Source organism: Winogradskya consettensis, from assembly GCF_018332715.1.
GTDB classification, from domain to species: domain Bacteria; phylum Actinomycetota; class Actinomycetes; order Mycobacteriales; family Micromonosporaceae; genus Actinoplanes; species Actinoplanes consettensis.
This window is the reverse complement of the sequence record NZ_BOQP01000045.1, coordinates 23986-43161: the sequence shown is the minus strand read 5'-3', so window position 1 is coordinate 43161 and position 19176 is coordinate 23986. Positions and strand designations below refer to the sequence as shown.

Here is a 19176-nt window from a genome sequence, read left to right as displayed (position 1 = left end):
CCTGGGCGGACGACATCCTGGCGCGTTTGGCCGCTGATGTACCTGTTCCCGGAGAACGAAACCGGGCGCCGATCTCCCTGCGGTGATCGGCGCCCTGTGTGCTTCGGGCCGGCAAACTCGGGTTTGCGTCAGCCGTGCGCTTTTGTCAGCCGCCGAGCTTGCCCAGGTCGACGACGTCCTTGGTGGCCGGGGCCTTGATGTCCGTGAACGTCTCGCCGAACTCGGTGAAGTCGACCGTGGACTTGTCCGCGCCGAGCATCTGGATCGGGAAGGGCTCGCCGGTCGTGGCGACGTAGAGGACCGAGCCGGGCTCGCCGGCGTCGTTGAGGCCGATGACCGGGACGCCGTTAATCTGCGTCTCGTCACCCTTGCTGAGGGCGCCGGTGGGCTTGAGCATCTCGTTGACGTTGCCGATGCTGAACATGTCGGCGAAGGACTGGTCGCTGTCGGCGCCGGCGACCCAGCGGCCGTTGACGAGCTGGGCGACGGTCTTGCCCTGGGCGCCGGCGGCCGTCGTCCAGAACTCGTCGTTGGGGCGCATGTACTTCTTGCCGCCGACCGCGAGGAGCTCGACCTTGGCCGTGCCCATGGTCATCGCGCCGATGAAGTCGTCGCCGTTGAGCTTGAGGTCGATGCCGGTCTTCTGGCCGTCCTCGGCGACGTCACCCTTGACGTGGAACGACTTGGCCGTGGCGAGCGCGGCCTTCGCCTTCGTCACGATCTCGTCGGGGCTGAGGGCCGTGACGCCGTTTCCGGCGGGCGCGGAGGACGCGGCCGGAGCGGACGTCTGCGCGGAGTCCGTGTCGTTGCTGCCACAGCCGGCGAGCGGCAGGACCGCCACGGCCAGTGCCACGAACGCAGCCTTCGTCGCCATGCTTCGCAAAATATATTTCCGTCCGTGATGGTGTTTCAGACATCGAGCGACGCGACTCTACATGCCTGTGAAACTCCTGTGTGCCCTGCTACGGGTCGGTGTGACCAGGCTCTACCCGGAGATGACGCGCCGGTGTACGGCACAGGAACGAGGGTTTTCCCCATTACCTGGATTCGCGCTGATAAATAACGTGATGTCCGAGCCTGCCCCTCCCCCGGGGCGGGGAAGGAGTGCGAAATGTTTCGATCCTCCCTCGTCGTCGCGCTCGGGGCCGCCGCCGCGGTCACCGCTGCGATGACCACCGCGCCGGCGAACGCCGGGCCGGTCACCCCGCCGGCGCCGTCCGCCGCGGATTCCGCGAAGGCGGCCGTCACCCTGGCCTCCGGAAAAGCAGCGGCGCTGGTCGCCGGTCGTCCGGCCTACCTGCACGCCGGCGGCAGCGAGACGTTCCAGCAGCGCCAGGTCGTCTCCTCGGCCGGGCACCAGTACGTGTCGTACGAACGCAGCTACAAGGGCGTACCCGTGTCGGGTGGTGACTTTGTGATCGTCACCGACGCCGCCGGGCAGGTCGAGTACACCTCGGTCGCGCAGAGCAGCCCCCTCGGTGACCTGTCGACCACGCCGAAGGTGTCGCAGGCCGCGGCGCTGGCCACCGCGAAGAAGCAGCTCGCCTCGGTCACCGGGGTCGAGGGCACGAAGCTGGTGATCGTCAAGGACGAGGGCAGGGCGGCGACGCTGGCCTGGGAGTCCACGATGACCGGCACGAGCGCGGAGGGCCCGAGCCGGCTCAGCGTCGCGGTCGACGCGGTGACCGGCAAGGTCGTGAAGACCACCGAGCACGTCATGGACGTCAGCGGCACGGGCACGGGCTGGATCAACGGCTCGGTCACGCTCAACACGACGCTGTCCGGGTCGACGTACTCCCTGAAGGACCCGGTCCAGACGACGCTGAGCTGCCAGAACGCCACCGGCAACGCGGTCTTCACCGGGCCCGACAACGTGTGGGGCAACGGCGTCGGCACCAACCGCGAGACCGGCTGCGTCGACGCGTTCTACGTCGCGCAGAAGCAGACCGCGATGCTCTCGTCGTGGCTCGGGCGTAACGGCCAGAACGGCAGCGGCGGTGCGTGGCCGATCCGGGTGGGCCTGAACGACCAGAACGCCTACTACGACGGTACGCAGGTGCAGATCGGCAAGAACACCGCCGGCAAATGGATCGCGTCGGCCGACGTCGTGGGTCACGAACTGGGTCACGGCATCGACGACTACACGCCGGGCGGCATCTCCCGCAGCGGCACGCAGGAGTTCGTCGCCGACACGTTCGGCGCGGCGACCGAGTTCTACGCCAACAACCCGAACGACCCGCCGGACTACCAGGTCGGCGAGGAGGTCAACCTCGTCGGCAGCGGCCCGATCCGCTACATGTACAACCCGTCGCTCGCCGGGCACAGCAACTGCTACTCCAGCAGCACCCCGAGCGCCGAGGTGCACGCCGCGGCCGGGCCGGGCAACCACTGGTTCTACCTGCTCGCCCAGGGCAGCGCCGGCAACGGCCAGCCCGCGAGCCCGACGTGCAACAGCAGCACCGTCACCGGTGTCGGCATCCAGACCGCGATCAAGGTCATGTACAACGCCATGCTGCTGAAGACGTCCAGCTCGTCGTACCTGAAGTACCGGGTGTGGACCCTGCAGGCCGCGAAGAGCCTGACCCCGGGTGTCTGCACCACGTTCAACGCGGTCAAGGCCGCCTGGACGGCCGTCAGCGTCCCCGCCCAGTCCGGGGAACCCACCTGCTGACGTCATCCACAATGCGAGCCTGTCCACAGGCTTGAGAACGGGGACGGCCCTGATCGGGCCGTCCCCGTTACATTCGATCCATGAGCCAGTCCACCCATGACGTTGTGAACCAGCCGCCCCCGCTGGTGGGCCACGACATCGCCGCCGACCCTGCCCTGCTGGGCGCGGTCGAGCGCGAGGGTGCCGGGTGGGCCACCGGCGACCTGCACCGGCTGGGCAAGCTCGGCGGCCAGGAGGAGCCACAGCGCTGCGCCGAGGAGGCCAACCGGCACGAGCCGCGGCTGCTCACCCACGACCGCTACGGTCACCGGGTCGACGAGGTCGACTTCCACCCGTCGTGGCACCGGCTGATGGAGGTCGCCGTCGGCGAGGGCCTGGCCGGCTCGCCGTGGGGTGACGACCGGCCCGGGGCACACGTCGCCCGGGCGGCCGGGCTGTTCGTCTGGAGCCAGGTCGAGGCGGGGCATGCCTGCCCGATCTCCATGACGTATGCCGTGGTGCCCGCGCTGCGCCACAACGCCGAGCTCTCCGCCGTGTACGAGCCCCTGCTCACCAGCCGCGTCTACGATCCCGGGCTGCGCACCCCGGCGGTCAAGCGCGGGCTGCTGGCCGGCATGGGGATGACCGAGAAACAGGGCGGCTCCGACGTCCGCGCCAACTCCACCACCGCGACCCGCGTCGCCGACGGCACCTACCGCCTGCGCGGGCACAAATGGTTCACGAGCGCCCCCATGAGCGACTTGTTCCTGGTGCTCGCCCAGGCACCCGCCGGGTTGTCGTGCTTCCTGCTCCCGCGGGTGCTGCCCGACGGCAGCCGCAACACGTTCCGGATCCAGCGGCTCAAGGACAAGCTCGGCAACCGCAGCAACGCGAGCAGCGAGCCCGAGTTCGACGACACCGTGGCGTGGCTGGTGGGCGACGAGGGTCAGGGCGTGCGCACGATCATCGAGATGGTGGCGATGACCCGGCTCGACTGCGTGACCGGTTCGGCGTCCGGCATGCGGGCCGCGCTGGTCCAGGCGGTGCATCACGCGCGGCACCGCTCGGCGTTCGGCGGCCCGCTGATCGCCAAGCCGCTGATGAGCTCGGTGCTGGCGGACCTTGCGGTGGAGAGCGAGGCGGCGACGGTGCTGGCTCTGCGACTGGCCGGGGCCGTCGATCGAGGTGTGGGCGGTGACGACGCCGAGCGTGCCTTCAGCCGGCTCGCCGTGGCGCTCGGTAAGTACTGGGTGTGCAAACGCCAGCCCGCGGTGGTCGGCGAGGCCCTGGAATGTCTCGGCGGCAACGGCTACGTCGAGGAGTCCGGTCTCCCCCGGCTCTACCGCGACGCCCCGCTCAACTCGATCTGGGAGGGCTCCGGCAACGTCCAGGCCCTCGACGCGCTCCGGGCGCTGCGCCGCGACCCGCGCAGCCTGGAGGCCTACCGCACGGAGATCGGCCTCGCCACGGGCGCCGACCGCCGCCTGGACGAGGCAGCCGCCGGCCTGACCACCCTGCTCGGCACCGCCGACGAGTCCCAGGCCCGGCGGATCGTCGAGCGCCTCGCCCTCGTCCTGCAGGGCGCGCTGCTGGTCCGCCACGCCCCGAACACCATCGCCGACGCCTTCTGCGGCTCCCGGCTGAGCGGCGACGGCGGCCTGACATTCGGCATCCTCCCCACCGGCACGGACACCGCCGCCATCGTCGACCGAGCGCTTCCGGCGTAGGGCAGTTCCACCAGGTGGCAGGCGGGCGCCAGGTCGTAGCAGCCGGCGGCGATGTCCTCGGCCGAGGTGATGTCGTGAGGCGGGTGGGACGGGTGGGATGGGTGGGGTGCCGGTGCACGCTCTGCTTGGTGAGGGCTCCGGAGGCGGGGTTGTCGAGGTAGCCGACGTGGTCGCCCGCGGCGCGGTGCACGGCCGGGTAGCGGTTGCCGTCGTCGCCAACGTAGGCCGGACGCCCTTGGCCCGGGTCGCGGCGATCAGGGTCGCGGGCGCCTTCGCCGTGCACGGTCGGGGCGAGCGGACCACCGACGAATGCGCGCCGTGAGCGCCGAACCCGAGCACCGCGAGCTCGTTCGGGATCCGCACGCGCAACATCCGGGGGGCTCCAGGCCGCCGGCCGCCGCGATCGAGCCGCGATCGAGTCGGGATCGAGCCGGGATCGGCCGCGTCCAGCCCCGAGCCTGCCCGGCGGCAACGCGTGCGTCCCGGACGCGGCCACGAGCGCCTTCCCGGTGCCACCCGGCGGTCACTCTCGACGACTTCGGCGCGGAGTCGCTCGTGCGCTGGAACGATCCGGTCCGCGACGCGTTCTCGCGGATCGACCCCCGGCCCGACGGAACCCGTGCCACCACCGCCTGGGACAAACTCGCGCGGCGTTACCGAACATCGTCACCGACGACGAGCTGTCGGGGTGACCAGGCACTCACCCTCACTCCCAGGCCCGGCCTCGTCGCCGTTCCGGTCCCAGGACATCCCGCAGTGTCGGGTCGTTCCCACGCCCTGCCCCGTCCTCATCGCCCTGGTCGAGGGCATCCCGCAGTGCCGCGTCGTCCTCGCTGTCCGGGCTGCGGACCGGCGGCCGGTCTCCTCGCGCCTGCCTGCCCCAGCCGTAGAGCTGCTGGGACATCACGTCGTGCCGGGAGGCCAGGGGTGGGGTGAAGGTCGAGAGAAGCTCAGTTGGGGGCCGGGGCTGCCGATGGCATGTCGTGCGGAAGGGAACTGCTGACCGGGTGGTCGGGGCGTGGGTGATCGTGGGGCTGCTGGTCAGCGTCGCGTATCCGTTCCTGCGTGACGGGACTCCGGTGGCGGCCTTCTTCTACAACTCGTTCACCGTGGCGACCCTGGCGGCGATCGTGGCCGGGGTGCGGCGGAACCGGCCCGTTCAGCGGGTGGGGTGGTTCGTGTTCGCCGGTGCTGTGGGGCTGCGGCTGTTCGGCGATGTGACGTACGAGGTGTATCGACAGATTTTGCACCTTTCGCCGTTTCCGTCCCTTGCTGATGCGTTCTATTTGGCGGCGTTCCCGCTGCTGGTGGCCGGGACGTTGCTGGTGGCGCGGGGGCGGCTCGCGCGGGACTGGGCGGGGATTCTCGACGCGACCATCATCTCCGGTGGGTTGAGCCTGGTGTGGTGGGTGTTCGTGATCGCGCCGATGGCGGCGGATGCGTCGAGCCCGTTGCTGCAGCGGGTGATCGGGGCGGCGTACCCGGCGCTGGATCTGCTTCTGATCGCTCTGGTCGCGCAGCTGGTGGTCCGGTCGGGGCGGCTGACGGTGAGCCTCGGGCTGCTGACCGTGGGCATGGTGACGTTGCTCGTGTCCGACGTGCTGTTCCAGTTCGTGCCGACGTTCGCACCCGAGTTCGAGGGTGTGGTGGCGGTCGGGTGGCTGCTCTCCAACACGATGTGGGGCGCCGCGGCGCTGGACCGCTCGTCGCGGGCGCCGGCGCCGCGGGCGGTGGTGCAGGCCCGGAGTACCGCGCCCACGCTCGGGCGTACCCGGCTGGCGCTGCTCACCGCCTGCACGCTGCTGGTGCCGGCGGTGCTGTTCGTGCAGGGGCTGGCGAGCGGGCCGGGGAAGCTGAACTGGCTCGCGATCGGCGTCGGGGCCGTCGTGCTGTTCCTGCTGGTCCTCGCCCGGATGTCGGGGTTCGTGGTGCAGGTGCAGCGGCAGGCGGGGCAGCTGGAGGAGCTCGCGTTGTGTGACGCGCTCACCGGGCTGCCCAACCGGCGGGTGTTCGAGGAGCGGCTCGCCGGGTCGGTGGCCGCGGGCAACGCGCAGGTGGCGATCCTCGACCTCGACGGGTTCAAGGACGTGAACGACAGGCTGGGGCACGCGGTCGGTGACCGGCTGCTGGCCGTGGTCGCGAAGCGGCTCGCCGGGGCGTTGCGGGAGGGCGATCTGGTCGCGCGGATGGGCGGCGACGAGTTCGCCGTGCTGCTCGGGAGCGGGAGCCCGGGCGCGATGACCGGGAGCCCGGGCGCGATGACCGGGATCGTCGAGCGGCTGGCCTCCGCGTTGCGCAAGCCGGTCGAGGCCGGTGGGCACGAACTGCTGATCGGTGCCAGCATCGGCAGCGCCGACGGCACCGGGACCCGGGACGCGGGCGAGGTGCTGCGGCGGGCCGACATCGCCATGTACGCGGCGAAGGCGGCCGGTGGCGGGCGGCACCGCGGGTACAGCGACGACCTGGACGCGCGGGCCGGTGAGCAGGCGAAGCTCGGGGCGGAGATCCGCGCCGCGCTGGACCTGGGGCAGTTTCGGGTGGTGTACCAGCCGATCGTGTCGCTGCCGGACGGGCGGATCGTGTCCGTGGAGGCGCTCGTGCGCTGGGAGCACCCGGAGCGCGGGCTCATCAGCCCCGCCGAGTTCATCCCGGTCGCCGAGCAGAACGGGCTCATCGTGGAGCTGGGTGCGTGGATCCTGCGTACGGCATGCTCGCAGGCGGTGGTCTGGCGCAACGAGTTCGGTGAGGCCGGGCCGCAGCGGATGTCGGTCAACGTCTCCGCCCGGCAGCTGGCCGAGCCGGGCTTCACCGCGCTGGTCGCCGAGGTGCTGGCCTGGACCGGGCTCGCCGCGCACCAGCTGATCGTGGAGGTCACCGAGACCGCCGTCTTCGGCGGCGGGCTCGCGGTGCAGGCCGTCAAGGACCTGCACGAGCTCGGGGTGAAGATCGCGCTGGACGACTTCGGCACGGGGCACTCGTCGCTCGGGCTGCTGCAGACCGTGCCGGTGGACATCCTCAAGGTCGACAAGTCGTTCGTCGACACCATCACCATGGCCGGGCGGCACGCCGTCATCGCCACCGCGCTGATCCAGGTCAGCAGCGGGCTCGGGCTGATGGCCGTCGCCGAGGGCGTGGAGACCGCCGAGCAGGCCGCCGAGCTGTACCGGCTCGGCTACCGGCTGGCACAGGGGTACCACTTCGGCCGGCCGGTCGCCGAACCCGACTTCCTCGGCACCCGCGTCGCGGTGGGCTGACCGTGCTCCGTGAACGCCTCTGGCGCTGGTGGCTGATCGCCGGCGCCCTCGCCACCGCCGGCTACTACCTGCTGCCCCGCGACAGCCTGCAGTCCCAGCTCGCGTATGACGCCATCGGCCTGACGTCGTCGGTGCTGATCATCGTGGGGCTGCGCCTGCACCGGGCGAAGCGGCCGGCGCTCTGGTACTGGTTCGCCGCGGGTCAGGTGACGTGGGTCGTCGGGGACCTCACCTTCGAGTACTACCAGTACATCCTGCACGTGGACCCGTACCCGTCGCCTGCTGATTTCTTCTATCTGAGCGCGTACCCGATGCTGGTCGCCGGGATGCTGCTGCTGATGCGCGGCAGGGGGCGGGACGGCCGGGACGTCGCGGCCCTGGCCGACGCGGCGATCGTGGCGGTCGGGCTGGGGATGACGTTCTGGGTCTTCGTGATGCACCCGATCGCGACGAACGCGACCGCGTCGACCGTCGAACGCATCGTCGGGGTGGCCTACCCGGCGGCCGACGCCCTGTTGCTCGCGATGCTGTCCCGCTTCTACACCGCCCCCGGGCGGCGATCGACGAGCGTACGGCTGCTCGGGCTCGCCGTCGTGCTGCTGATGGTCTCCGACGTCACGTACTCGCTGGCCGAGCTCTACGTCGAGACGGCGCCGAGCGTCTTCGACGGGGGGTGGCTGCTCGCGTACGTCTGCTGGGGTGCCGCCGCCCTGCACCCCTCGATGAAGCAGGCCGGAACCCTGCCCCAGGAACGCGCCCAGGCCCGCGTCGGCCGTTCCCGGCTCGCGGTGCTGGCGGTCTGTTCCCTGCTGCCGCTGGGGCTGCTGTTCGTGCCGTCGATCGGCGGCGACATCGTCGACCGGCTCGCCATCGCCGGCGGCGGGGTCATCCTCTTCCTGCTCGTGCTCGGGCGCATGTCGGGCTTCGTCACCCAGGTGCAGCGCCAGGCCGATCAGCTCAAGGATCTCGCGATGGCGGACGACCTCACCGGCCTCGCCAACCGCCGCCGCTTCGAACAGGCGCTGAGCACCGCGATCGGCACCGGGCCGGTCGAGGTGGCGCTGCTCGACCTCGACAACTTCAAGGGCGTCAACGACCGGCTCGGCCACGCCGTCGGGGACCGGCTGCTGAGCGTGGTCGCCACCCGGCTGAGCCGCGCGCTGCCCGGTGACGTGCTCGTGGCCCGCATGGGTGGCGACGAGTTCGCGCTGCTCATGGCGGGTGCGTCGGCGGCGGCCGCGGACCAGACGATGGCCCGGCTCGCCGAGACGCTGCGCGCTCCGATCCTGGCCGACGACCACGAGCTTCTGGTACGCGCGAGCATCGGCGTCGCGGACAGCACCGGCACGATTGATCCGTACGAGGTCCTGCGCCGGGCGGACGTCGCCATGTACGCGGCCAAGGGCACCCTCGACGGGCACCGCCGCTACGACCCCGAGCTCGACGAGTCCGGCGACGAGCAGGCGCGGCTGGGCGCGGAACTGCGTACGGCCATCGACAACGGCCAGTTCCGCGTGCTGTACCAGCCGATCGTCGATCTGCAAACCGGACGCGTCGTCGCCACCGAGGCCCTGGTGCGCTGGCACCACCCGGCGCGCGGCCTCGTCCCGCCGGACCAGTTCATCCCCGCAGCGGAGCGCAACGGCCTCATCGTCGAGCTCGGCGAATGGATCCTGCGCACCGCCTGCACGCAGATGGTCACCTGGATGCGCGACCTCGGCGACCGGGCACCGGCCCGCATGTCGGTCAACGTCTCCGCCCGCCAGCTCGCCGAACCGGGCTTCACCGAGGTCGTCGCCGCGGTTCTCGCATCGACCGGCCTGCCCCCGGAGAACCTCACCGCGGAGGTCACCGAGACCGCCGTCTTCGGCCGCGGCCACGCCGTCCAGGCGGTCAAGAACCTGCACGCACTGGGCGTGGCGATCGCGCTGGACGACTTCGGCACCGGCCACTCGTCGCTGGGCCTGCTGCAGACCATCCCCGTCGACGTCCTGAAGGTCGACAAGTCCTTCGTGGACACCATCACCATGGCGGGCCGGCACGCGGTCATCGCCACCGCCCTCATCCAGGTCAGCGACGGCCTCGGCCTGCACGCGGTCGCGGAGGGCGTGGAAACCGCCGAACAGGCCGCCGAACTGCGCAGGCTCGGCTACCGCTTCGCCCAGGGCTATTACTTCGGCAGGCCCGCCCCGGACCTTCCCCCGGAGAGTACGGTAACCGTGCGGCTCCAGACCCCGGCTGCGCCCTGGTAAGCGAGCATTCCGGAGAGGAAGAGCCATGCGCTCTCGCCGATGGTCCATAGTGGCCGCCGCAACCGTCCTGCTGATCGCCGCCGTCCTGCCCGGCGCATCAGCGAGCGCCGCCCCCCACCGCGTCAAACCGACCGTCGTCCTCGTGCACGGCGCCTGGGCGGACGGCTCGTCGTGGAGCGGCGTCACCCAGCGCCTGCTCGACGAGGGCTATCCGGTCCGCGTCCCGCCGAACCCGCTGCGCAGCCTGCCCGGCGACTCGGCCACGATCGCCGCCTTCCTGGCGACCATCGCCGGCCCGATCGTCCTGGTCGGACACTCCTACGGCGGCGCGGTCATCACGAACGCCGCGACCGGGAACCCGAACGTCAAGGCCCTCGTCTACGTCGACGCGTTCCTGCCCGCCGAGGGAGAGACGATCTTCCCGCTCGCCGGTGCGGACTCCGCCCTCGCGGCGCCCCCGGAGACCCTCTTCGACTTCGTTCCCTACCCCGGCGCCCCCACGGGTGACGTCGACCTCTACCTGAAGCAGGACCTCTTCCTGACAACCTTCGCAAGCCAGGTCAAACGCCCAACCGCGCAGCTTTTGTACGCGGCTCAGCGCCCGCTCGCGTTCAGCGCCGGCAACCAGGCGTCGGGCGTACCGGCCTGGCTCACCATCCCCTCGTGGGACGTCATCGGCGAGCACGACCTGATCATCACCCCGGCGGCCCAGCACTCCATGGCGGACCGCGCCGGCGCGAAGGTCACCAGCGTCAACGGCGGCCACCTGGCCCTGGTCTCCGACCCCGGCGCGGTCACCCGGGTCATCCTGAAAGCAGCCCGCTGACGCACGAGTGTCACCATGGGTGATGGCTTCGATGGAGATCGTCATCGGTGACATCACCGAGCAACGGGTCGACGTGATCGTGACCGCCGCCAACGAGTCCCTCCTCGGTGGCGGCGGAGTGGACGGTGCGATCCACCGCGCGGCCGGTCCGCGGCTGGCGCAGGCCGGAGCGGCCCTGGCGCCGCTGGACCCGGGCCTCGCGGTGGCCACCCCCGCCTTCGACCTGGAGCCGCAGGTCCGGCACGTCATCCACACCGTCGGGCCGGTGTGGGAGGGCGGCGACTACGGCGAAGCCGACATCCTCGCGTCCTGCTACCGGCAAAGCCTTGCTCTCGCGGATGAGCTGGGTGCAACCAGTATCGCTTTTCCCGCCATCGCCACCGGCGTGTACGGGTATCCGGCCGCGCAGGCTGCCCGGATCGCCGTGGAGACGCTGCGGTCGGCGACGACCTCGGTGGGTCGGATCGTGCTCGTGGCGTATGACGAGGATGCTGCCGGGGAGCTCGGGGAGTGGTTGTCCACAGGGGCGGGAAACGGGGCCGCGGAGGCGTAGGGCGTACCGATATGGTGCTCTCGCTCGGTCGGGGTCGCGGGAGGAAATACCGGTGGGTTATTCGTTCAATGTGGATCTTCGGGGCATTGTCGATCTGTTGAGTCACCATCTGTATGCGAGCCCGCGCGTGTATGTGCGGGAGCTGCTGCAGAACGCCGTCGATGCCATCACCGCACGCCGGGTCCTGGATCCTGGGGCGCCCGGGGTCGTGCGCATCGAGACCGGGGGCGGCACCCTGCGCGTGCACGACAGCGGCATCGGGCTGACCGAGCAGCAGGTGCACGAGTTGCTGGCCACCATCGGGCGCAGTTCCAAACGCGACGATCTGGGGTTCGCGCGGCACGAGTTCCTCGGGCAGTTCGGGATCGGGCTGCTCTCGTGCTTCCTGGTCGCCGACGAGATCCGGGTGTCGACACGCTGCGGGGACGCGCCGGCCGTCGAGTGGGTCGGGCATTCCGACGGGCACTACGAGGTGGGCGAGGGCGAGGCACGCGCCGAGCAGGGCACGACGGTGACGCTGGTGCCGCGCCGGGGTGCCGAGCACTGGCTGCGGCGCGAGACGGTCGTCGAGCTGGCCCGGCTGTTCGGGTCGATGCTGCCGATCGCGGTGTCGGTGGACGGCGAGTCCATGACCACGACGCTCGCCCCCTGGCAGCGGGACGGGGACGAGCCGGCGGGCGGGCGGCGGGCGCGGCTCGACGCGTACGCGGAGCAGGTCTTCGGTTTCCGGCCCTTCGACGTGATCGACCTGGACGTGCCGGCGGCCGGGCTGCGCGGGGTGGCCTTCGTGCTGCCGATGCCCGCGAACCCGGCCTCCCGGGTGGCGCACCGGGTCTACCTCAAACAGATGCTGCTGTCGGAGAGCATCGAGGGGCTGCTCCCGGAGTGGGCGTTCTTCGTGCGGTGCGTGGTCGACACGACCGAGCTGCGGCCGACCGCGAGCCGGGAGGCGCTCTATGAGGACGGACTGCTCGACCAGGTGCGCGAGTCGCTCGGCGGGTCGCTGCGGGGCTGGCTGACCGCGCTCGGGCGCACCGATCCGCGCCGGTTGCGGCTCTTCCTCGACGTGCACCATCTCGGGGTGAAGGCGCTCGCCGTGCACGACGACGACATGCTGCGCCTGATCGACCAGTGGTGGCCGTTCGAGACCAACATGGGCCCCCTCACCCTGGCAGAATTTCGCGAACGGTACGGCGTGGTCCGCTACATCCCGTCCGCCGACGAGTTCCGGCAGCTCGCGTCGGTCGCCGCCGCGCAGTCGATCCCGGTCGTCAACGGCGGCTACGTCTACGACGCCGACCTGCTGCGCCGGCTGCCCGGTCTCGGCGACGGCATCACCACCGAGTTGCTGACCGCGAACGAGCTGGCCATGCGGCTCGACCCGCTGGAGCCCGAAGCCGAGCTGGCCGTGCGCCCGTTCCTCACCCAGGCACAGCGCACGCTCGACCCGCTCGGCGTCGAGGTGCTGGTGCGCGTGTTCGAGCCGGCCGGGCTGCCCGCGCTCTACCTGCTCGACAGCGACACCGCCCTGCAGATGGACCTGCGGCACGGCCGGGACGATGCCGACGACCTGTGGTCCTCGATCCTCGGCTCGTTCACGACGAGCGCCGACAGCCGGCCCCAGCTCGTCTTCAACCACCGCAACCCGCTCGTGCGCCGCGCCGCCACCCTCGGCGACGAGCACCTGGTGGCGCTCGCCGTCGAAGGCCTCTACGTGCAGGCGCTCCTGCTCGGCCACCAGCCGCTGCGGCCCGCCGACACCGCGGCGCTCAACCAGTCCTTCCTGGGCCTGCTCGAACGCGCGATGGGAGAGTCCCGATGACGATGTCCGAGCAGCAACTCACCGACCTGCTGCACGAGGTCCACCGCCGCCCGGACGGCCCGGCCCGGTTCACCGCGTGGGACGCGCTGTTCCGGCACGCCGACGCCGCCGGGGCCACGAAGTTCGCGTTCGGCGCCCGGATGTCGGCGATCAGCGAGTTCCACCACGGCGGCGACCCGGCCCGCGCCTTCCTCGCGTTCTCCTGGTGCCTCGCGACAGCCGACCGGCAGCCCGAGCTCGCCACCAGCCATCAGCAGCACTCCCTGCTGTGGCGGTTCAAGTGGATCGTCTGGGCGTTGCCGCAGTTCCCCGACATCCCGCTCGGCCGCACCGTGGCGGTGCTCGACGACATGGAACGCCGCTACCGCCTCGCCGGCCACAGCCTGCACGCGGTCTACCAGCACCGATGGCTCGTCGCCCACCACGTCGGCGACACCGCGGCCGCGCAGGAGTGGTACGACAAGATGCTCACCGCGCCCCAGGACAGCCTCGCCGACTGCCACGCCTGCGTGCCGTCGGCGCAGGTCCGGCAGCTGACGTCGACCGGCGACCACGAAGAGGCCATCCGCATCGGCTCCCCCTGGAAACAGGGCGGCTGCAGCGAGCAGCCCCAGTGGATGCTCGCCGAGCTCCTGCTCCCCTATCTCAGTACCGGCAGGTTCGACGAGGCCGTCGACGCCCACCGCGTCGGCTACCGGTACATCCGCGAGGACCGGCACCACCTCGACAACGTCGCCCTGCACCTGACGTTCCTGGGCCGCAGCGGCAACGAGCCCGCCGGCCTTGACGTCATCGAGCATCACCTGAGCTGGCTCGACCGCCCGTCGTCACCGTTCGCCGAGATGGAGTTCGCGGCCGCTGCCGCCCTGGTGCTCGGCCGGCTCCGCGACGCCGGCCAGGGCGACCTGGCCCTGCGCCGCCGCTCGGACGACGGCACCCGCCGCTGGTCATCCACCGTCGCGGAGACCCACGACGAGCTCGCCGCGCGGGCTTCCGCTCTGGCGGCCCGCTTCGACGCCCGGAACGGCAACACGCACCAGAGTTCCCGGATCGCTGCGCGGATGACGGCTCCGCCGCTCGCTTCGCGGCTACCACTCACCGTTCTGGCGGGGCGCGCCGGTAACCCACGCGCCGGTGACCCCGCCCTGGCTGCGCAGGTCGAGCATGTCGCGGCCCTCACCGCCGCGGGCGACCTCGCCGGGGCGGCGCGCGAACGGCTGCAGGTCGCGTACGCGTTGCGCAACGCTGACCAGTGGCGGGATGCCACCGAGGCAGCGGAGGAAGCCGTCCGCAGCCTCGACCGGGCCGGCCTCGCCGACGACGCGGTCCGGGGGCGCTATCTGTTGTGGGAGCTCTACCAGCGCTCGCGCGGCAGGCGGCAGGCGGAGGCGGTGCTCGACGCGATCGGCGAGGCCGCCCACGTGCCGGACGACCTGCCCGCCTACGCCACCCTCCTGGAACAGGCCGGCGACACCCAGCACCGCGAACCCGCAGCCCAGCGCTTCCTCGCCGCCGCCGACCGCCACCGCACCACCCGCCTCGCCGCAGCCCAGGCCACCGCCCCTGCGGACCAGGCCAGCACCGCTGCGGACCGGCTCGTTGCAGGCGGGGGCGTCACCGTTGCGGACCGGCTCGTCTCCGAGCGGGAGCTCAGTGCCGCGGCGGACGAGTTGCGGACCCTGTGGAAGGCCGCTCGCTGTCTGTCTCCCAGCGAGGAGGCGCGAGAGGTGATCGCGCGGGCGGCGCAGCTGATCGCGGCTTGTCCGGGGGTGCCGGTTGCCGAGATCGGGCGGCTGCACGCGGTCGCGGCCTTCAACGCGGAAAGGCCGGAGATCGCCCTCGTCCGCATCGCCCTGGCCGTCGCGGCGTTCGGGACGGCCGGTGCCGCCGGCGACCTGAGTGCCGCACTCGTCAACCGGGCCGAGTTGCTCCTGGCGGCGGGGCGCCCGGCGGAGGCCGAGGGGCAGGCTCGCGAACTGCTCGCCGGCCCCGATGACGATATCCGCTGGGATGCCGCGGTCGTGCTGGTCAGGACACTGCGCAGGCAGGGACGCGGCGACGAGGCGCGGGCGGTCATGGACGAGTACGACCTCGAAGAGGACTACCTCGAGGACTGAACCACACCAGCCGCCGGCGCGATCCAGCCGCGCCGGGTCCAGCACGATCCGGTCGAAGCCCGATCTGGCCGGGGCGGGTCCAGCCACAGGCCTCCCGTAGCAGCCTCGGACGAGAATCGTTGGGCGAGGTATGGACACAAGCCACGAACGGAGCAGCCGATGAGCCGCGAATTCCAGGTCACGTTTGACGCCCATGACCCGCAGGCGTTGTCGACCTTCTGGCGCGACGCGCTGGGTTACGTCCACCCCGGACCGCCCGGCGTCGAGCTGGCGGACGGCGCCGACCCCCTGGCAGCGTGGGACGAGTTCCTGGAGAAGGTCGGTGTGCCGCAGGAGCAGCGCAACCAGGCGTCGGGCATCGAGGATCCGGACGGGCGCGGGCCGCGGGTCTTCTTCCAGCGGGTTCCCGAGGACAAGGCCGGGAAGAACCGGGTTCACCTGGACGTCCGGGCCGCCCCCGGGTTGCAGGGCGAGGCCCGGATGGCGGCCCTCGAGGCGGAGTGCGAGCGGCTGACCGCGCTGGGGGCGCAGCGCCTCCAGCGTCATGAGCCCGCTCCTCCGATGAGCGCCGGCTTCATCGTGATGGCCGACCCCGAGGGCAACGAGTTCTGCCTGGACTGAGAGGCGGGGAAGATCCCGGGCCGGCTGCTCTCCGCGGATCAGAGCAGCTCGGCGAGCCGGGCGGGGTGGCTGAGCGCGAGCAGGTGGCCGCCCGGCAACAGTTCGGGGGTGATGCCGAGCCGTTCCTCGGCGATCCGGGTCTGGAAGGCCACCGGGAAGATCCGGTCGTCGCGGCCGGTCAGGACGCGGGTCGGGACGTCCGGCCAGGCGGGCAGAGGCCACGGCTCCCCGAACGGCTTGCCGGCCTGCGCCTCCTCGATCTCCAAGGCAGCAGTGGTGATCGGGGCCGGGACGTCGTGGAAGAAGTACGTCACCGGGTCGAAGTCGGCGTCCGGGTCACGGCCTGCGGCGAGGTCGGAGGCGCGGCGGGCCTGTTCCTGGCCCGTGTTGGTCCACCAGGCGCCGGCGGTCTCGCCCGGGGCCGGGATCATGGCGTTGACCAGGACCAGTGCGGTCACCGGCAGGCGGTCGCAGACCAGTGGCGCGCTGAATCCGCCCATCGACATGGCGACGACCACGAGATCCTCGCGCCGGCCCGCGGCGTTCCCGTCGAAAGCTGACCGTCCGACGGTGGTGACGATCGTTTCGGCGTACACGTCGAGGCCTGCGTCCTCGTCGGCGGCGGGAAGGCCGACGGTGACCACGTCGTGGCCTTTTGCCCGTAGGTGGGGGGTGAGCAGGTGCCAGAACCAGGCGCTGCCGCCGGCTCCGGGGACAAGGACGTAGGTGGTCATGGAAAGCCTCCGTAAGCCGTAGTCTTCCGGCTGTGGGAATCCATCAGCTTTCGAGGCAGGAAGCAAGACGGATCGCCGTACGCGCGCAGCTGCTCGACCAGCCTCGCCCCGCGACCCTGCTCGACGTGGTCCGCCATCTGACGTTGCTTCAGCTCGAACCGACCGCGGCGGTGGCGCCGAGCGCGGATGTCGTGGTGTGGAGCCGGCTCGGATCCGCCTACCAGCAGTCGGAGCTGGCGACGGCCCTGGAGCGCGGGACGTTGATCGAGCTGCGCGGGCGGGCGCGGCCGCGGGAGGACCTGGCGCTCTACCGGGCCGAGATGGCCTCCTGGCAGCACCGCACCGATCTGCGGCCCTGGGAGGAGGACGTGCGGGAGTGGGTCGACGCGAACGACGACTGCCGGCGCGAGATTCTGCACCGGATCGAGCGGGAGGGGCCGTTGACGCTGTCCGAGCTGCCGGACACCTGCAACGTGCCGTGGCGCTCGTCGGGCTGGAACAACAACCGTAACGTGGACCGGCTGCTCGACCTGATGGTGCTGCGCGGTGAGGTGGCGATCACCGGCCGGGAGGGGCAGAAGCGGCTGTTCGACCTGGCCGAGCGGGTGTATCCGGAGGAGTCGGTGCCCGAGGAGCAGGCCCGGCTGCTGCGCGCGGAGCGGTTGCTGACCGCGCTGGGGATCGCCCGGCCCGGGGAGGACGACGTCGGTGAGGCCGCCACCATCGAGGGCGTACGCGGGAAGTGGCGGGTCGATCCGGAGCAGCTGGACCGGCCGTTCCAGGGCCGCGTGGCGCTACTCTCGCCGCTCGACCAGCTGATCTTCGACCGCAAGCGGATGGCCGAGCTGTTCGACTTCGACTACACGCTGGAGATGTACAAGCCTGCGGCTAAGCGCCGGTGGGGTTACTGGGCCATGCCGATCCTGCACGGCGACCGCCTGATCGGCAAGGTCGACGCCACCGCCGACCGGGCGGCGGGCCTGCTGCGGGTGGACGCGATCCACGAGGACGAGCCCTTCGCCAGGTCCACGATGGCGGCGGTGCGCCGCGAGCTCGGGGACCTGGCGAAGTGGATCTTCAGAACCCCAGGCCGGATATGCTGGCCGTCAGGTCCTGCTGGCTGATCGGGTCGACCATGCCGCCGGTGTGGGCGTCCTGCATGGCCTTGGCGAGCTGGACGCGGCGCAGGGCTTCCTTGATGTCGGCGCCGGTCATGCCGTGGCTGAGCCGGCCGAGCTCGGCGAGGTCGACGCCATCGGCGAACATCGTGAAGCCGGGGCGTTCGTGGACCGCGGCGAGCTGGGCGATCATCTTGCGGAAGATCTCGGTGCGGCCGTTCTCGTCGGGTTTGGGGACGGAGACCTTGACGTCGAAACGGCCCGAGCGGATCAGGGAGTCGTCGACACGGTGCGGGAAGTTGGTCGTCGCCACGACGATGACGTTGGGGTTCGCCTCGATGAGGTCGTTCATCTCCTGCTTGAAGATGCCCGCCACGGCGTTGATCGCCTGGCTGGCCGCGTCGCCGCCGGAGCCCGCGTAACTGATGATCGAGTCGAACTCGTCGAACAGGATCAGCGTCGGGACCCGGTAGCGGCGGGCGTCGCGGAAGATCTGCTTGATGTTGCGTTCCGAGCCGCCGAGCCACTTGTCGAGGATCTCGGGGGTGCGGATCTCGCGGAAGTCGGCGCCGATCTCGTTGGCGAGGGCGCGGGACAGCATCGTCTTGCCGGTGCCGGGCGGGCCGTACATCAGGATGCCCTGCGGCCGGCGCGCGCCCCAGCGGGCCATCGCCTCCGGGTGCCGGAACGAGACGGCGATCTGGCGCAGCTCGGCCACGATGTCGGTGAGCCCGCCGACCTGGTCGAGCGTGACCTCCTGGGTGGTGGTCGCGACCTTGGGGATGCTCTCGCGGGCCACGACATAGCGCCGCCCGGCGAGCGGCTCGTCGCCCGGCACCAGCGTCCCCACGGCCTGGAGCAGCAGTTTCACCATCGCGGCGAGATGCTCCGGGGTGACGTCGTCGCGCGGGACCTCGGCGCGCAGCCGGATCAGGGTGCCGTCGGCGTCGTAACTCACGGTCGCCTGCAGACCCGCGGCCGCGTCGGCCAGGACGTCCGTCCGCGCCTCACGCGGGACCGCGGGCTCACCCGGACGATCAAGACCCAGCTTTTTGTACGCCGCCACGGCCGCTGTTCCGACGCCGTCCACGATCCGCGTGGTGATCTGGTCACCGGCGGCGATCCGCTTGGCGAGCAGCGTGCCCACCGGGTCGTTGCCGAGCACCACCGCCCGGATCCTGTCCCGGTCGGGCAGATCGTCGGTGGCGGTGCTGATCTCGGCAGCGAAAACGTGCACTGGGCCTCTACCCAAGCCTGGACTATCGGTCGGCGGAGCCCCGGCGGGTGTGTCGGCGCTGGAGACGGTCAGCCCGGCGCGGCGCACGGGGGCTGGAAACGTCGCTCGGCGCAGCAACTCGACCGGGTTGACCCGCGCGGCGGCGAGGATGGTTCCGGGTTCGACGATCTCGACGGTGGCGCCGGCGTACTGGAAGGACTCGGTCATCACGGCCCCCTCTCCAGCCCCAAGAGTGACACGTCCGCGCCGTGACCTTAGGGAAAAT

At 71.3% G+C, this 19176-nt stretch carries 15 protein-coding genes; 11 read left to right on the top strand and 4 right to left on the bottom strand.

What is annotated here, in order from left to right:
* Positions 1-145: 145 nt before the first annotated feature.
* The gene (locus Aco04nite_RS36765; RefSeq protein WP_213001851.1) at positions 146-874 is read right to left on the bottom strand and encodes a hypothetical protein; all 729 of its coding nucleotides are present in this window, start codon (positions 872-874) and stop codon (positions 146-148) included.
* A 237-nt stretch (positions 875-1111) separates the two neighbouring features.
* Between Aco04nite_RS36765 and Aco04nite_RS36760 the strand changes: the two genes are divergently transcribed.
* The 3 genes from Aco04nite_RS36760 to Aco04nite_RS36750 all read left to right on the top strand — a co-directional run bounded on the left by Aco04nite_RS36760 (position 1112) and on the right by Aco04nite_RS36750 (position 4699).
* On the top strand, positions 1112-2671 hold the full coding sequence (locus Aco04nite_RS36760; RefSeq protein WP_203841264.1) for a M4 family metallopeptidase: 1560 nt from the start codon (positions 1112-1114) through the stop codon (positions 2669-2671).
* Positions 2672-2751: 80 nt separating this feature from the next.
* Positions 2752-4377, top strand: a complete 1626-nt coding sequence (locus Aco04nite_RS36755; protein ID WP_213001850.1) for an acyl-CoA dehydrogenase family protein — start codon at positions 2752-2754, stop codon at positions 4375-4377.
* Between the two features lie 112 nt (positions 4378-4489).
* Positions 4490-4699 (top strand): hypothetical protein, encoded by a 210-nt coding sequence (locus tag Aco04nite_RS36750; protein ID WP_213001849.1) that lies wholly within the window; start codon positions 4490-4492, stop codon positions 4697-4699.
* A 384-nt stretch (positions 4700-5083) separates the two neighbouring features.
* Here Aco04nite_RS36750 and Aco04nite_RS36745 read toward each other — a convergent pair whose 3' ends face one another.
* Entirely contained in the window at positions 5084-5281 is a 198-nt protein-coding gene (locus tag Aco04nite_RS36745) for a hypothetical protein (RefSeq protein WP_213001848.1), read from the bottom strand.
* A 79-nt stretch (positions 5282-5360) separates the two neighbouring features.
* On the opposite strand from Aco04nite_RS36745, the gene Aco04nite_RS49815 reads away from it, so the two are divergent.
* The 7 genes from Aco04nite_RS49815 (at position 5361) to Aco04nite_RS36710 (ending at position 15822) form a co-directional block, all read left to right on the top strand.
* A complete protein-coding gene (locus Aco04nite_RS49815) occupies positions 5361-7631 on the top strand; it encodes a putative bifunctional diguanylate cyclase/phosphodiesterase (protein WP_280519469.1) in 2271 nt (756 codons plus the stop codon).
* A gap of 2 nt (positions 7632-7633) precedes the next feature.
* Positions 7634-9883 (top strand): putative bifunctional diguanylate cyclase/phosphodiesterase, encoded by a 2250-nt coding sequence (locus Aco04nite_RS36735; RefSeq protein WP_213001847.1) that lies wholly within the window; start codon positions 7634-7636, stop codon positions 9881-9883.
* Positions 9884-9908: 25 nt separating this feature from the next.
* Positions 9909-10709 carry an alpha/beta fold hydrolase gene (locus tag Aco04nite_RS36730; protein WP_213001846.1) on the top strand — a complete coding sequence of 267 codons (801 nt, stop codon included), beginning with the start codon at positions 9909-9911 and terminating at the stop codon, positions 10707-10709.
* Positions 10710-10731: 22 nt separating this feature from the next.
* Positions 10732-11262, top strand: coding sequence for a macro domain-containing protein (locus Aco04nite_RS36725; protein ID WP_213001845.1), 531 nt, complete (start codon positions 10732-10734; stop codon positions 11260-11262).
* A gap of 52 nt (positions 11263-11314) precedes the next feature.
* On the top strand, positions 11315-13084 hold the full coding sequence (locus Aco04nite_RS36720; RefSeq protein ID WP_213001844.1) for an HSP90 family protein: 1770 nt from the start codon (positions 11315-11317) through the stop codon (positions 13082-13084).
* The gene (locus Aco04nite_RS36715) at positions 13081-15201 is read left to right on the top strand and encodes a hypothetical protein (RefSeq protein ID WP_213001843.1); all 2121 of its coding nucleotides are present in this window, start codon (positions 13081-13083) and stop codon (positions 15199-15201) included. Before Aco04nite_RS36720 ends, Aco04nite_RS36715 begins: the two co-directional genes overlap by 4 nt.
* Positions 15202-15360: 159 nt before the next feature.
* Positions 15361-15822 carry a VOC family protein gene (locus tag Aco04nite_RS36710; protein ID WP_213001842.1) on the top strand — a complete coding sequence of 154 codons (462 nt, stop codon included), beginning with the start codon at positions 15361-15363 and terminating at the stop codon, positions 15820-15822.
* 38 nt (positions 15823-15860) lie between these two features.
* Here the strand turns inward: Aco04nite_RS36710 and Aco04nite_RS36705 are convergent, their stop codons facing one another.
* Positions 15861-16556 (bottom strand): alpha/beta fold hydrolase, encoded by a 696-nt coding sequence (locus tag Aco04nite_RS36705; protein ID WP_213001841.1) that lies wholly within the window; start codon positions 16554-16556, stop codon positions 15861-15863.
* A 32-nt stretch (positions 16557-16588) separates the two neighbouring features.
* On the opposite strand from Aco04nite_RS36705, the gene Aco04nite_RS36700 reads away from it, so the two are divergent.
* Positions 16589-17680, top strand: coding sequence for a DNA glycosylase AlkZ-like family protein (locus tag Aco04nite_RS36700; RefSeq protein ID WP_213001840.1), 1092 nt, complete (start codon positions 16589-16591; stop codon positions 17678-17680).
* Here the strand turns inward: Aco04nite_RS36700 and Aco04nite_RS36695 are convergent.
* A complete protein-coding gene (locus Aco04nite_RS36695) occupies positions 17634-19118 on the bottom strand; it encodes an ATP-binding protein (protein ID WP_213001839.1) in 1485 nt (494 codons plus the stop codon). The genes Aco04nite_RS36700 and Aco04nite_RS36695 overlap by 47 nt on opposite strands.
* Between the last annotated feature and the right edge of the window lie 58 nt (positions 19119-19176).

Bases quoted from the DNA above. Each gene is read 5' to 3' on its own strand.
- Aco04nite_RS36765 (WP_213001851.1), bottom strand. From the start codon at position 874: ATGGCGACGAAGGCTGCGTTCGTGGCACTGGCCGTGGCGGTCCTGCCG.
- Aco04nite_RS36760 (WP_203841264.1), top strand. From the start codon at position 1,112: ATGTTTCGATCCTCCCTCGTCGTCGCGCTCGGGGCCGCCGCCGCGGTC.
- Aco04nite_RS36755 (WP_213001850.1), top strand. From the start codon at position 2,752: ATGAGCCAGTCCACCCATGACGTTGTGAACCAGCCGCCCCCGCTGGTG.
- Aco04nite_RS36745 (WP_213001848.1), bottom strand. From the start codon at position 5,281: ATGTCCCAGCAGCTCTACGGCTGGGGCAGGCAGGCGCGAGGAGACCGG.
- Aco04nite_RS36730 (WP_213001846.1), top strand. From the start codon at position 9,909: ATGCGCTCTCGCCGATGGTCCATAGTGGCCGCCGCAACCGTCCTGCTG.
- Aco04nite_RS36725 (WP_213001845.1), top strand. From the start codon at position 10,732: ATGGCTTCGATGGAGATCGTCATCGGTGACATCACCGAGCAACGGGTC.
- Aco04nite_RS36715 (WP_213001843.1), top strand. From the start codon at position 13,081: ATGACGATGTCCGAGCAGCAACTCACCGACCTGCTGCACGAGGTCCAC.
- Aco04nite_RS36710 (WP_213001842.1), top strand. From the start codon at position 15,361: ATGAGCCGCGAATTCCAGGTCACGTTTGACGCCCATGACCCGCAGGCG.
- Aco04nite_RS36705 (WP_213001841.1), bottom strand. From the start codon at position 16,556: ATGACCACCTACGTCCTTGTCCCCGGAGCCGGCGGCAGCGCCTGGTTC.
- Aco04nite_RS36695 (WP_213001839.1), bottom strand. From the start codon at position 19,118: ATGACCGAGTCCTTCCAGTACGCCGGCGCCACCGTCGAGATCGTCGAA.